Below are 14,239 nucleotides of genomic sequence, written 5' to 3' on the forward strand. Positions count from 1 at the left end.
ATCTGCTTTGGGAAATAGGAGGGAAGCCGTTTGTAGTAAGTTACCGTTGATTTTTGGCGGTTTGTTATTCCTGTTTTTTTCGGCAAATCCTTTGGCTTCTTTGGCCCAAAAAGACTCCTTGCACGTTAAACCTTCTGCGCCTGACGAAGGTGCGTGGCTTTACGATTCGCTTTATAAAAAGTCCAGAAAATCGTTGTTGGGCAGAACGCTTTACGATCTTTTGTTCATGGATCCCGATCACGGAACCAGTGGGGTAGATAGCCTGAAAACGGAAAGGAACGTCGAAGTGTTTTTGCCATACAAAGGCTTCCGGATCCGTAATGTTAGGATTAAGTCGATAGATCTATTCGGCCAGACCGTTTATGATACGACGATGCGGAAAATTCCGGGAATCGAGCGTGTGGCGAACAGTATTCACGTTAATACCCGCCACTTTGTAATTAGGGAAAACTTGCTTTTTAAACCTGGACAAACTGTCAATCCCGTTTTATTGGGAAACAATGAGCGTTTGTTGAGGAGGCTCTCTTATGTACGGGACGCTAGAATCGTGCTTCGGCCAGTTCCGGGGCAAATGATGGAAGTGGATGCGGAGGTGATTGTTCAGGATGTTTGGTCCCTGAGTGTGGGCGCTAGGTTTTCCAATGCGCAATCTTGGGCGCTTAGTTTTAACCATCGTAATATTTTAGGAATAGGTCAGGCTTTGGATAGCGACATAAACGCTGATTTGAATGAGAATCAGAAATGGGGTTATCAAGGAGTTTACCAAGTGTCCAATATCCGGGGCTCCTTTGTGGACATGCAATTGGAATATGCGACACGGTATGACCGTTTGATTTATTCAGCTGAATTCAAAAGACCATATACAATACCCGAAATTAAAACTATAGGTGGCGTGAATTGGGCGAACGCGCGTTTGGTCCAAGACGTTTATCCTTTTGACTCATTATATGATAATTTAAGCTATCATAAAGTGGATGTGCGGGTTTGGGGCGGACGGGTGTTTAACTTTAAGGGAAGCCAGAATGAAAACAAGGCGCAATTGGTTGTGTCAGGCTCATATTCTAATGAGAATTTTTTACGGAGACCTTTTGCTCCCAACCAAGATTCGCTCTACTTTTTTTGGGATAAACAAAGAGCGCTCTTGAGGCTGTATGTCAACAAGCAGAACTATTATAAAAATAATTTCATTTTTGATTTTGGTACGACGGAAGATATTCCTTACGGATTTGGAGTGGGAGCTACTTTAGGTAAAGAGTTCTCCGAATTTGGTGATCGTTGGTATACTGAAATTGATGTGGCGAAGTCGTTTTACTCTAAAAAAAACGGATACCTGTATCTACGCACAGGGTTCAGTACATTTTGGAATGGTAGCAAGATGGAGCAAGGTGAATGGCGTGTCAGCGCAAGTGCTTTTTCCAAATATTTCAAATTGGGAAGATTTGGGTTAAGGAATTTCGCAAACCTTGACCACTTGGTCGGATTGCGGAGGTTTCCTTTGGAAAAGTTGGAACTAAGCTCTCTTTACAATTTGGGAGGACTTGGAGAGGATGAAAACTCTTACGGCACGCGACGTTTTAGGGCGGGAGGGACCAGCCAGCTTTATACGCCTTGGGGTTTTTTGGGGTTCCGGGTAGCCTTTTTCGCATTTGCCGAGCTAGGGTCGGTTTCAGATGGTGGGCGGTTATTTTCGAATGGGAATTCTATTTTTGCGGGATTTGGCGGAGGAGTTAATGTGGGGAACGAGCGGTTTGTCATTAGTAATTTCCAGATTCGTTTCGGATTTTATCCGATAGTTCCTCCAGGAGCTTCAATGACAAATTTTCAGGTTACTGGGGGAGGAAATTTCGGTTTTGGCAGTTTTACCGATATTGAACCAGGAGTAACATCGTTTAGATAAAAAAATCCCGGTAAGAAATCACCGGGATAAGTCGTTTAGAGAAGAGGTTTGCCCTCAGGTCTTTGCCGTCTCCATCTTTTGTGAGACCAAACCCAAACAGCGGGATCATCCAACACCAATTTCTCAAGTCTTTTTGCGTATTCTTTTGTTAACATGCCCGGTTCGTAATCTTTGGGCGTATCCGTTATCAGCTCGAATTCGATTTGGTAATATCCCCTTTTGATTTTTGTTGTTCGGAAAAACACTACCGAATGGCCGTATCTGCGGGCTTGCATTTCGAATCCGTGTAAAAAGCCCGTTTCTTGATGCAAAAAGTTCATCCAGAAAGCGCGGCGGGGATTGTGCGGAGATTGGTCGCTAAGAAGAATGAATGCTACGGGGTGTTCAAATTTCCTTTGAAAAATTTCCCTTGTTTCCGTAGTGGGAATCATATACATGCCTTGGTCCGCACGCTGTTTCTTTAGGTAGGCGTCGATATATTTATTACTCAAAGGCTTGTATAAAGTGTAAATATCGGGTTCTAGATAATGAGGTGTGCTGAGCGCTCCCCATTCCCAGTTTCCGCAGTGTGTGCCGGCGAGTAGAACGGTTTTTCCCTGTTTGATACGCTCGTGAACTAGGTCGGTTCCTTTGAACGAATACCTTTTTATTACTTCCTCTTTTCCTATACCCAAGCCCTTGAGGCTTTCCGCAAAAATATCTGCCAGATGGTGGTAGAATTTTTTGGCTAGAGCATCGATTTCTTTTTCCGATTTTTCTGGGAAAGATCGACTGAGGTTTCCGTAAACTACGCTTTTTCTGTATTTGAGTACGTAGTAAAAGATTATGTAGATGAAATCGGCTAGAATGTATAAAAGCCATAGAGGCGTGATTCGCATGATGGCGACCAATACCCTGAAGGCGTAATAAACAAGTTTTTGCATAATCGAAGACCGTTTTTAGGCGTCCGCAAAGGTAAACCGAATCAGATACGAGTCAAAATACGGCGGGCCAAAAAACGATACTTAGGGTTGCGAGAATGCGAATTCAATTATGTTGGCGCCGGCTTTTAACGCGGCCAGCCGGACAGTTTCCGGATCGTTATGGATGCTTTGGTCTTCCCATCCGTTTCCAAGGTCAGATTCGAAAGAATAGAAACAGACAACTTTTCCTTCATGGATTAACGCAAGGGCTTGGGGGCGTTTGCCGTCGTGTTCGTGGACTTTCGGAAGCCCCTCTGGCATATTGAATCGTTGCTTGAAAACAGGGTGGTCAAAAGGCAATTCGACGAATTCCAACTCGGGGAATACCTTTTTCATTTCGAGGCGGATGAATTTGTCCAGTCCGTAGTTGTCGTCGATATGCAGGAAACCGCCGCTGGTGAGGTATTTTCGGAGGTTGGAAGCTTCTTGGTCGGAGAAAACGACATTGCCGTGGCCTGTCATGTATACGTATGGGTAGCGGGCTATTTCTGGGCTTCCCACCTCAACAAAATCTTCGGCCGGTTCAAGGTCCGTGTTCAGGTTTTCGTTGCAGAAACGTATTAGGTTGGGAAGCGCTGTTTTGTTGGCGTACCAGTCGCCTCCGCCGTTGTATTTGAGCTTGGCGATTTTGATTTGGGCATTGGCCCAAAGAGGGGCGCAGGCAAGCGCCAAAATGAGAAGCAGTGATTTTCGCATAGTTTGTTCAGTAACTTTGGTGAACCAGACGCAAAATCCGTTCAACACCTGACCGCATTTCACTTACGGAGTGAGAGAAATGCGTATTCATGAAACAAAATAGCAAAGTTTCGCCTTTTTTCGTGAGCAGATAACCGCTGAAGACGAAATTATTGCTCATACTACCTGTCTTCCCGAATATTTCTATCCGTGGTTCTTCCGTAAACATTTTTTTCAAAGTACCTGTCTCTCCGCCTTTCGCAAGGTAAGTCAAGAGTTTTTTCCGCCCGATGAGGCGCTCAAGCATCAGGTAAGTGTCGATTATGTTGGAGGGGGTGTTGAGGTTGTAGCGGGATAAGCCCGACCCGTCTCTCCAAACCGGCTGGTTCTTCAAGTCGGCGAAATGTTTCGACACGGCACTGTCAATGGCTATGGAAATGGCGGTGGTGTCGTATTTTTCGATAGCCAGATGAAGTAAAAGCTGTTCGGCGATAAAATTATCGCTGTCGATCATCATTTTCTTTAAAAGCGTATCTCGTACGGCGGTCTTAAAGTGTGATGCTGATTTAGGGAAATCTGCTTTCCATGGCTGGACGCTCTGTTTTAAAGTATCGGAAAGTAGCGCTAAGGTTAATTCATTGGAGGTAATAAAAGGAATATCCGTTGTGTCCCGCTTTATTTTATTTGTATGAAAAATATTTTTCTTCTCGTTACGAGCCCAAGGTCCCGATATGTTTGTGATTGAATCTCGGAAGATCCGGTTTACGGACGTGATTTTACCGTTTTCTTGCCGGGTGAATCTTGCGTTGTTTCCGTAAATCGGGAAGTCCGATATTTCGGCTGATATCTGATAAGGGTAATCGTCCCAAGCCCATCCGTCTCCAAAGCGTTTAGGTTTGTTTTCTTGGGATAAGAAAATATGATTTTTTTTCTGTGTAAGAAATTCCGGCAAAGTGTCATTAAAATCGGGATGGAGTAGACTGGGGAGGCCTGTCCCTTGTACTATTAGGGAATCACCAGCTTTGTGATATTTAAAGAGGGTTAAGGAATCACTGTTGGGGAATTCACCGAGGATTGTGAGCAGGGTAAGAAGCTTTGTATTTGATGCGGGTGTGAAGTATTTGTCGGGATTGATTTCTAAAACGGACTTGTTCTTTTTGGGATTAAAAAGAATAAAGCCGAAGTGATGATTTGCGAAAAGGCTGTCCTTCAATAGCGTCTTCGCAAGTCTCTTCGGCTTGTTCTTTTTGAAGTGTTGAATGTGGCTCCCGGATACGTTAAAATTCAGGCTGATTACAATAAACAATAGGCCTAAAAGCGATTTCATGTGATGTCCGGTAGCGTTAGGTAATTCATTCGGTTTGCTTTTACTTGATCACTGAAGGGTGTTTTTCAAAATAATACAAAGTGTTGGAGTATGGTGCCAACATCGAACGAACTGTTTCGGGAGCGATTTCTCCTCCCGATACTGCAGGCGCTAAAAACTGATTTTGTCCACCTTGCTGAGTCGAGGTGGAGGTTTCTTTTGCCCCGAATGTATCATTGGAATTGTTAAACAACTCTGCGTTGAAAAAGAGTCCCCAACTGATGCATTGGAACAAAACGAAAAAAAGAATATGCCTCCTCATTATCTATATAAACTGTCTGTGATTAGATGTTCACGTTGCGAATGTATAAAATTATTGACAAATAAGCGGTTTCAGGTATTATTTCTATAAAGGTTAAGTTTTTAAAATGCTTTTTTAAATTATTAAAATGCAAATTTATTGATATGTAAGTTCCTTTGGCTAAATGCAGGACTCTAAAAGCCCCTTACGCAACAATGACACTGGATTGCCGTAGAAGGGTTGCAAACCGTTTGAGAATTTATATGTTTTTTCTCTGTTTTGATAGAGATTGTTAATGCGGTGGGAGTGTCTCTAGACCTAAATTGACGGGATTTGGAAATTGGGAATTATTATTTTTTGCAACTTTGATTTCGGTGAATAATTAAAAAATATGATGGAATAAAAAAAAGCCAGCTTTCCCGAAGGTTGCTGGCTTATTAATATTTTTGAATAATTGTATTCCGCTTATTCGATAGGTTGGGTAGCGTTTATAGCCTCCACTGCAGTGATTTCTGGTACGGCCCTTTTAACTGATTCTTCGATTCCGGCCTTCATTGTCATCATTGACATTGGGCAGGAACCGCAAGCGCCCATAAGCTCCACTTTCACAACATTGTCTTCGGTAATTTCCACTACCTGGACGTTGCCGCCGTCGGCTTCGAGGTAAGGTCGGATATTGTCCAACGCTTTATCTACTTTTTCGATCAAATCTTCCATTTCCCTGAGTTAGAAATTAGGGGTTGCGCTTTGTTGTTTGGCTTCGGAACGTTTTGCGTTGCTGATGGCGGTTTGTCTTGCCACCTCTTCGGCAAGCTTGCCGAAAGCTTCCGCCGTAACGCCCTCTTTCATGATGGCGGGGTAACCCGAATCGCCGGATTCGCGGATACTCTGCACTATCGGAATCTCCCCCAAGAACGGTACTCCGTACTTTTCGGCCATTTCTTTACCGCCGTCTTTTCCGAAGATGAAATATTTGTTTTCGGGTAACTCCTCCGGGGTAAAATAGGCCATATTCTCGACAATTCCCAAGACGGGAACATTAATTTGAGGTTGCAAGAACATGTTGATTCCCTTCTTTACATCGGCCAATGCCACTTTTTGCGGAGTGGTCACGATAACGGCTCCGGAGAGTGGAACGTTTTGTACCAATCCCAGATGGATATCGCCTGTTCCGGGAGGGAGATCCACTACCAAGTAGTCAAGTTCGCCCCATTCGGTATCGCCAATAAATTGCTTGAGCGCCGAAGTGGCCATAGGGCCTCTCCATATTACGGCGTTGTCGCCGGTAAGGAAACCGATGGACATCAGTTTGATACCGTACTGCTCAATGGGCGTGATAATGTCTTTGCCGTTTTGCTTATGCACTTCGGGCATCTCGCGCTCGCAGTTGAACATTGTGGGTACCGACGGTCCGTAAATATCGGCGTCGAGCAAACCTACTTTGGCTCCGTTGCGTGCCAAGGCTAAGGCCAGGTTCGCGCTGACGGTAGATTTGCCTACGCCACCTTTGCCGGAGGCGACGGCGATAACGTTCTTGACACCTTGTAATACGGGCGTATTGTCGAATGCCGCGGTTACGTTGGAAGTCATTTCCGGAACAACCTCCCAACCCTCGCCGGCTACGGCGCTAACGGCCTCGATACAGTCGTTTTTAATTTTCTCTTTCAGCGGGCAGGCCGGTGTGGTAAGCACTACCTGAAACCGAATTTGCCCGTCGCTGATTTCCAGGTCCTTGATCATGTTGAGCGTGACCAAGTCCTGATTCAGGTCCGGGTCCTGAACGGTGGAAAGAGCTTTTATAACTTCTTCTTTCGTCATAAATTCCGAAAAGCTTTGGTTCAAGGAAATAAACAGCTAATTCCCTGTACGCATTAGGAACGGGAAAAGCCGATATTCATTGCGAAAATAGCCTTTTTTGTCGACTTAGTTGACGACAGTGCCAAAGTATGTGTTGTCTGCGTCGATTTGGGCCTAAAACTGTTTGTCACAACGTCAGGCTATTTCAAGTATTTTAAACGCTTTGCCGTTGACGGAGAAACATTCGTTTGCCTTCTTGCCTGAGCAGGCTTGTCCAAATGGCGTTACAGGGGACACCGCAAAGGCATTTTGGCCTTCGGCCGATATTTTTCCGGCGCTAACACAAAGGTAAAACAGTCCACTGTCGGTTTGTAGCAACGCTCCGGCTTCGGCTTTTTCCAATGTCTTGGCGGGTGGAAACTGTTCTAGAATTTTTTTGATTTTCAATGCTTCTGCCAGCTGGGCGGCGTTTTTGTCACGCTCAATCTGCATCATCGCCCGGCCGGTTTCGTATTTGTCGCCGGCGCTGCTTTTTCCTTCCTCGTTCGCAGCGCTTTGGGCGGTGTTCATCGCCTGTTTGGCTACGGTAATACGCTGGTTAATATGTTCCAGACAGGTTTCGTAAAGCTTGACTTTAAGCTCCTTCAGATCCATACTTTGATATTTTGAGTACGAAAATAGTGAATTTCCCGTATTCGTCGGCTTATCTTTGTCTGAATGAAAAATATGGATTGGAAAACCCTGAAATCGGAAAGGGTATTGGAGGATCGCTGGATCAGCGTTCGTTCAGACGTTTGCCAAATGCCCAACGGCCGTTTGGTGGAACCTTATTATGTGCTCGACTATCCAGATTGGGTAGCGGTGGTGGCGATAACCGATGAGGGCGAAGTGATAATCAACCGACAATATAGGCACGGGGCCGGCCGGACGATTTTGGAACTGCCCAGCGGGACGGTGGAGCCGAACGAGGATCCTGCGGAAACGGTAGCGAGAGAGCTTTTGGAAGAGACTGGCTATATTTTCGATAAGATTATAAAAACGGGAGAAACTTCCGCCAATCCGTCAAACCACTCAAACATTGCGCATTGTTTTTTGGCTTTGGGCGGGCGTAAAATTGCCGAACAAAACCTTGACGAGTCGGAGGAGATCGAGGTGAACCTTGTGAGTCTGGATCGGTTTGGGGAGATGTTGGAAGGTAATGAACTCCTGCAGGCTATGCACGTGACCTCGGCCTTTTACGCATTAAGGAAGTTGGATAAAATGAAAGGCCCGGATTTAGGATAAGATAAAAATCAAAGGCCTAAAAGCGCTGGTTATGAGAATCATGAATTTAATAAACATCATCTTGGTTTTGGGGTTCGGATTGGTCAATGGCTTTTTGGCTTCATACTTTTTTCTGGGGCCCAAATCGAAGCATGAAGAGCTCTTGGCGGATTTCTGGCCTCATTTGATCTCCCGGTTCGGATTTATGATGTTGCCGGCCGTCATATTCGTGCTGATTCTCTATTTGTTGAACTTATTGATGACTTCGGTAAGTCGGGAAAAAATGGAGAACCGGCAGGCGTACTGCCTGAAGGTTGCGTTGTTGGCTTTGTTGGTTCTCGCTGTTTTTGATTTTGCCGGATGCCTGATTTTTTTCCAAGCTTTCGCCTAAAATGACTTTTCGTTACAGTTGCAAGTGGATATGATCGTCGTGGCGGACGGCGTGGCAACCGTGAAAACGGACCTTTTTTTCTTGGCCAAGACCAAGACGGCTTTTGAGGTGCGGCTCGATAAAGATTTTTTTGATTGCTTTTGAGTTCAGAAGTTCACGTATCAGGTTTTCGGTTTTGTCCTGATCCATTTCCATTTTCCTTTCGGCGGAAAAAGTGAAGCGCCCGAGCAAGTCGTATTGAAAGAATCCTTTTTTGGCACAAGCTCTTGCTTGATGGAATTCGCCTTTTTGGGGCTCTTCGTAAATTCCGTAGCCCAACCAAGCGGGAGATTCTCCCGAAAGTAATTTGCCGGAATTTATGTCTTTGTAGATAAACGCCAAATCCAATTTGTTGCCGTCGTTATGGCTTAGGTGCGGAAGAAGCGGGAAACCGTCCCAAAACGGGAAGTTCGCTTCGAGATAAGTGACGGACAAATCAGGGTGCTTTTTGGAAAATCGATTGGCTACAGTATGGATTTCTTTCGAAAGCCGTGAGCTGACATAATGTCTGTTGAGCAGTACAGTAAGGCGATTGAGTGGAATTAGGTTTCCGTCTCGTGAAATCGGTAAAGGTTTTCGACCAAAAACAGGAGCCAATTTTGGGACAATCAGGAATGTGGCTGACAGATAAATCGCAAGAAAAACACAGGCGGTCCAGAGCTTTGGTTTTGTTTTAAAAAATGGGAATGTAGCGGTTACGGCTTTCGCCAAAAGATAAACGATTCCGCCGATTTGGGTGATGATGGTTAGCGCTATAAATATAAAAGCGGAAACGACGAAGGATAAGGCTTTGCGCATATGCGAGTGTTAAAAAGTAAAGTGTATCTGTTTCCAAAAATAGAATTGAGTGGCGAGAAATCGTAATCCGAGCGGGAAGAATATGAGCGGTGAAAGTTAGTTTTGGTTAACAGGATGACCTTCTAAAGGTTATGAAAGTATCGGAAACTAATAAAACAGCTATGGCGCACGACGATAACCTATTGAAACGGTTGGGTTTTTTGTATGAGGGAACTATCCCGGCCGAAAACCTGATATCGCAAGGCAAGGCGAAACGGTTTTTGGACATGATAGTCGAAAATGCGACGGATAATCTGAAGGTGGAGGCTTTGCGGGTGAAGGAACGGGATTTCGTGGCCATCGCCGTAGCCAATACGCTTAGGAACCGCCTTTTGGTGGAGGCCTTTTCGGAATCCAGTTTGCAAGACGGAGCCACTAATGAGGAATTGGGCGAAGCCCTTGTCTTGTCGGTGCAGTTTGGCTACCATAACACTTTGGGGAAATTGCAGGGAGCCGTGGGGGCGAAGCCCGGCGTTTCCGATGCCGCGATTGACCATATCGATATGTCCGACGCCGCTATTGGGCCAGAGATGGTGGAGTTGATTTCTATCGCCGTTTCGTCGGTGAATGGTTGTAAACTTTGTATGAAAGCCCATTACGATAAGTTTAAAAAACTGGAAGCGAGCGAAGACAAGCTGAGGGAAGCCATGCGGGTGGCCGCTACAGTGGTGTCACTTTCTCGGATGGTTTATGATTATGGGAAAATATAGGAGGTGGGGATTATGTTGAGGTTTATGGTGTGATTGGTGCCTCGGATTTTTTCGGGGCATTTTTCGTTTTGATCAGATGGAAACATCGCTAAGGTTTGGGCTTTGGGAACGATTAGAGATCAGGCGCCTAAATGTTGTGGATACCAAGGTGCGAATTCGGTTTGTGCGCGAACATTTTTATTCCCGGATTCTTTTCAATTAGAGTAGATTTTGTCGGGGGAAAGCATCATGGCGTTTTGTTATAGAAGTCAGGGAAGTAGGAAAGGGAAACCTTCGGGTGGAGAAGCCGGACTGGCCAAAACCAGACCTGGCGGAGGCTTTGTGGCGCAAGGCTGGTTTGGCGGTGACGGACCCTTTGGAGGAATGGAGGCGCCGATTCAGGCGATGCTGACGAGTGCCGCGTTTAAAGCCGGAATAGTGGAGGCTGATCCGGAAAAAGGGATGATGTCTGGAGTAAAACGGGCCTATAATCATGGGGAAATCGGTAAAATCGAAAGTTTGTTGAAGGAGTACGAAAAGATAATGGCCAATAGGCCCGGATCTTTGAATGATAGGTTTCGTGTTTTGGATCAGCTAGAACGAAACCTATACCAATGGTATGGTAAAAACCCTTTTTTGTCGAAAACCAAAGGGAAAAGAACCGAGTATTCCCCCTTTATGATGATGTTCAGGCAATTGGCTTTTGATTTGGAGCGGGAGCATGACTCGTTGGTCCAAATTTGCGTTAGGCGAGGCAGTATGGTGTGGATTCCGGAGATGCAGGGCAAAGGCGATTTCTCTGAAGTGGGGCGTATGACAACCCTCTGGGCTGATTTGTTGGGAGGAAGAACGAATTTGAGAGTGTCCGAATTTGAGGATGAGCAACTTGGCCCGAACCCGAGCAAACTGTCGCCGGGTTTAAGCAAGAAAAAAAGCATTAGTGTCAGTTATATTGATGCGCTTTCGAAAGAGAGGAAAGAAAAAGTCCTGAAATCGGCCATGAAGAACAAAAGTGCTTCGGGCCTAGACCTGGCTGAAGGCGAGGATCCATTGACCTCCGTGGGCCCTAAGCCAAAGACGCGCAGGGGAGTGGCCTTTGGTGGGGAAGTAAAAGTAGCCAAAGTGGTTTTGCCTTCGGGACAGGAACATCAGGAAGAAATGGGAGATGACAGTGTTGTGGCTCGAGGGCCATCAACTATTTTCGAAGAAACAGGTGCGCTTTTGGATAAAGACTCTAAAGAATGGAGGGGCGACTCTGGGGGAGTGGAACATAAAATGGGGCATCGGGCTTTTCCGAAATACGCTGAATTGGCAAACCAAAAATGGGCTGGAACTTCAGACAGCCTTACTTTTAGGGAAAGAGTTATGGCTGATGTAGCGAAATTGTTGCGGACTAATTCCGGTCGAGCGTTATTGATGGATGTCTGTCGTCCCGGAGGTCCGGAATCCAAGAACTTCCCGTGTGTGGATATGTCTGTAAACCCTTCAATGGATGTAGTGCTAAGTGAAGACGATCAAGAAGTGGCGGGGAAATTTAGGCGCGATTCCTATAACGTGACTATGAGCGGGGATACGGTAGAGTCGTCAGTGACTTTGGCTACAGCAAAAAGCCTAGCGGAAGAGAAAGACGGCGATTATGAAGTGTGTGGCGCATTTAGCCATCCGGGGCCAGAGTGCAAGGTTCAGATAGAGACACCTAGGGTTACGGTAAGTGATTTTGAATATATGGTGCCGGCTCCGGGCTGGGATCCTTCGAGGCACGAAGGCCCGATGGGCTTGCTTCCCCGGTTTGTGCATTTTGCGGGAATGCTGGGACAGGCTAGGGATAAGCAACATGGTTATGACAGGATGGGCGCCTCCAAAGCCGTTGGCGGGCTGGGTTCCGAAGGGGATTTGCGTGCGGAATGGGGCTTGTCTCCCCGTGTTGCAGATAATGCGTTTCCTGTAATTATCGATGACAAGACTAAGCAAGTAAGGGTGAGTTCGGAGAAACCGATTGATTTCAGCGAGTTTGATGATATCGATATGAGTGACCTTCTGTAATTCGGGATTTGTTTAAGCGGGAAGAAATATCGTCACGGCGAAGTGCTTCTGAGACGGGGAAATGTGCGGTGGCGAAAAGCCCTCCCGATTCTGGTTTGGGAAAACGGAGTGTGGTTCAAGCCCTTATTACCGCTGAAGAGTTTGAGCGCCGAATAGATGACGTTGACGGCCCGATTTTTTTTATGAATCTGCGCTATCCTGAATTCGCGAAAATTATTTCACTGCTAAAAGAGTATGATCCGTTGCAAAAAAATCATTTCAGTAATGAGCGGATTATGCGGATGCGTTTAGGTTTGTTAGACCGAATTGAGGCGCAGGCTTATAAATGGCTGGGTAAACATCCGGTGAAAGTTGAGTCTGTGGGGATGGATAAAATGCGCGTTACTCCAACTTATCACCAATTGATGCATAATCTTTTGATGCAACTGGAAATCGAGTATCATACTCTGGTTAGGGAAATGCTGGAGAATAATTATCGGCTATGGGTGCCGGGTATGCCAGTTGATCCGGGTACAGAACAAACATTGGGACACAAGAATGATAACTTCTCGAATTGGCAGGGCCTGTGGGCAGCGCTGGCAAACGGCTTAACCTCGCTGGATATTTCGGAAGAGATGACCTTGGCTCCTTTTCCCAACCTTCCGTCGCCTATGGAAAGTGAGGATGAGTCTTCTCGTCCGGTTTCGCCGAGAGAGAGGGACGAGCCATACCGGAAGGATGTGATTTTTTATTTTGATCCGGTTGAGAAAAGGACAAAGGCTAAGAAATTGGTCTCGAACCTTTCCCGGAAAAAGCACACGGAGCCAAGGGACGTGTTGCCAGTTTCTGAAGACCAGCCGATGGGGGAAGACGAGTCAAGGGCGATGGCTTTGTCGGATTCTGAAGAACCCAAAGCCAAACCAGTTAAGAAAAAAGTCGATTTTGAGCCGATGATGAAAGTCGGGACGTGTTATGGTGATGATGAGACCAGTGTGTCAACTGAACTTGAAGGAGCGAGTGTCAAGGTGTTGTCCCGGCCACGCTCTAATTCTTTGGATGATATTTCAAAAACCTTCACTAGGGCCGAGTTACCAAATGTCGAAAAAGAGTTGAGAGGCGACGGAGATTGGGGTGGGCGATTGAAGCGCAAGGAGGTGTTGGGGATGGGATATCACGGTCAGGGGAAATTGGGTGTGGCCCACGCTTTGGAAACCGCCAATATGGAATGGGGCGAAGGACCCGAGGCGGGAGCGATTACGTTCCGTGAAAAGGTGATGACGTATTTTTATCGGTTGATGAAGACTAAAACCGGGCGTTACCTGTTACGGACAGCGGGGCTTACCGGGGCCAAAAGGGCGAAATATCCTCCAATCAAGGTTATGCCTGCCCGAAATGTGGAACGGGGTGAGGCGGATTGCAAATTTCCGATTGACCGCCCAGAGTTTTTCCATGGAGGGATGAGCTCCGGAGCGCAAGGCGGAGGTTCGGTGGCGTCTAATGTAATGGACGTAACCGAAGAGGGTGATGTGGCGGAAGATACGCTTTGTTGGTCAGTGCCGATGGAACAGGACCATCCGGGACCGGAAGACGAAATCCAAGTTTATTTATCAAGAAAGCCGTTGGAAGATACGGCGTCAATGGTGCCGGTGGCTCCTTGGAATGATTATTCTTTTGACGGAAGCCTTAGTGTGGAGCCGGGCTTTATATTATTTGCCAGGGCTTTGTCTACGGCTAGAGATGCGCAACACGGAGTGCACCAACGGGCCGCTCAGAAGCATCACAATACCCGGGATATCGAAAATCAGTTGCGTAGCGAACTTGGCTTGCCGCCAAGGGTGAGCACATTGCAGTTCAATTCGAATTTTAGGGAGTTCGAGCCGAGAGAAACCCGGGAGGCGTTCTTGAGGCGGATAGCGTTAGAGGAACGAATTCGTAGGATGCAACAAGCGGGAGCGCAACGTCAGCAACCTCGGAGAAACTCAATAAGCGGTCCGCCTACTGGCGGAGCTGTCCGTGGATCAGCGCCAGTAGGGTTTGACCTATTATTTTAGATGAGTTTA

General features: G+C 46.4%; 13 protein-coding genes. 6 read left to right on the top strand and 7 right to left on the bottom strand.

The window, feature by feature from the left end; translation table 11 throughout:
• The first annotated feature begins 7 nt into the window (after nt 1–7).
• Nucleotides 8–1,897: a BamA/TamA family outer membrane protein gene (locus tag AABK39_RS06030; protein WP_338394015.1), complete on the top strand. Its 1,890-nt coding sequence runs from the start codon at nt 8–10 to the stop codon at nt 1,895–1,897.
• Between the two features lie 35 nt (nt 1,898–1,932).
• Here AABK39_RS06030 and AABK39_RS06035 read toward each other — a convergent pair whose 3' ends face one another.
• The 6 genes from AABK39_RS06035 to AABK39_RS06060 all read right to left on the bottom strand — a co-directional run bounded on the left by AABK39_RS06035 (nt 1,933) and on the right by AABK39_RS06060 (nt 7,592).
• The gene (locus AABK39_RS06035) at nt 1,933–2,820 is read right to left on the bottom strand and encodes a lysophospholipid acyltransferase family protein (protein WP_338394016.1); all 888 of its coding nucleotides are present in this window, start codon (nt 2,818–2,820) and stop codon (nt 1,933–1,935) included.
• An 81-nt stretch (nt 2,821–2,901) separates the two neighbouring features.
• Complete coding sequence (locus AABK39_RS06040; protein WP_338394018.1) at nt 2,902–3,555, bottom strand: DUF4159 domain-containing protein; 654 nt, start codon at nt 3,553–3,555, stop codon at nt 2,902–2,904.
• A gap of 7 nt (nt 3,556–3,562) precedes the next feature.
• Nucleotides 3,563–4,861, bottom strand: coding sequence for a D-alanyl-D-alanine carboxypeptidase (locus AABK39_RS06045; RefSeq protein ID WP_338394019.1), 1,299 nt, complete (start codon nt 4,859–4,861; stop codon nt 3,563–3,565).
• Between the two features lie 745 nt (nt 4,862–5,606).
• Nucleotides 5,607–5,858, bottom strand: a complete 252-nt coding sequence (locus tag AABK39_RS06050; protein ID WP_338394020.1) for a NifU family protein — start codon at nt 5,856–5,858, stop codon at nt 5,607–5,609.
• A gap of 9 nt (nt 5,859–5,867) precedes the next feature.
• A complete protein-coding gene (locus tag AABK39_RS06055; RefSeq protein ID WP_338394021.1) occupies nt 5,868–6,959 on the bottom strand; it encodes an Mrp/NBP35 family ATP-binding protein in 1,092 nt (363 codons plus the stop codon).
• 174 nt (nt 6,960–7,133) lie between these two features.
• Nucleotides 7,134–7,592, bottom strand: a complete 459-nt coding sequence (locus AABK39_RS06060; protein ID WP_338394022.1) for a 3-oxoacyl-ACP synthase — start codon at nt 7,590–7,592, stop codon at nt 7,134–7,136.
• Between the two features lie 72 nt (nt 7,593–7,664).
• On the opposite strand from AABK39_RS06060, the gene AABK39_RS06065 reads away from it, so the two are divergent.
• A complete protein-coding gene (locus tag AABK39_RS06065; protein WP_338394023.1) occupies nt 7,665–8,222 on the top strand; it encodes an NUDIX hydrolase in 558 nt (185 codons plus the stop codon).
• Nucleotides 8,223–8,253: 31 nt separating this feature from the next.
• Entirely contained in the window at nt 8,254–8,592 is a 339-nt protein-coding gene (locus AABK39_RS06070; RefSeq protein ID WP_338394024.1) for a hypothetical protein, read from the top strand.
• A 12-nt stretch (nt 8,593–8,604) separates the two neighbouring features.
• On the opposite strand, the gene AABK39_RS06075 is transcribed toward AABK39_RS06070, so the two are convergent.
• The gene (locus tag AABK39_RS06075) at nt 8,605–9,429 is read right to left on the bottom strand and encodes a hypothetical protein (RefSeq protein ID WP_338394025.1); all 825 of its coding nucleotides are present in this window, start codon (nt 9,427–9,429) and stop codon (nt 8,605–8,607) included.
• 131 nt (nt 9,430–9,560) lie between these two features.
• Between AABK39_RS06075 and AABK39_RS06080 the strand changes: the two genes are divergently transcribed.
• From AABK39_RS06080 to AABK39_RS06090, 3 genes are all read left to right on the top strand, one after another.
• Nucleotides 9,561–10,178: a carboxymuconolactone decarboxylase family protein gene (locus tag AABK39_RS06080; RefSeq protein ID WP_338394026.1), complete on the top strand. Its 618-nt coding sequence runs from the start codon at nt 9,561–9,563 to the stop codon at nt 10,176–10,178.
• A 228-nt stretch (nt 10,179–10,406) separates the two neighbouring features.
• Nucleotides 10,407–12,200, top strand: coding sequence for a hypothetical protein (locus AABK39_RS06085; protein WP_338394027.1), 1,794 nt, complete (start codon nt 10,407–10,409; stop codon nt 12,198–12,200).
• 95 nt (nt 12,201–12,295) lie between these two features.
• A complete protein-coding gene (locus tag AABK39_RS06090; protein WP_338394028.1) occupies nt 12,296–14,230 on the top strand; it encodes a hypothetical protein in 1,935 nt (644 codons plus the stop codon).
• Nucleotides 14,231–14,239: the final 9 nt, after the last annotated feature.

Source organism: Fulvitalea axinellae (assembly GCF_036492835.1).
GTDB classification, from domain to species: Bacteria; Bacteroidota; Bacteroidia; order Cytophagales; family Cyclobacteriaceae; genus Fulvitalea; species Fulvitalea axinellae.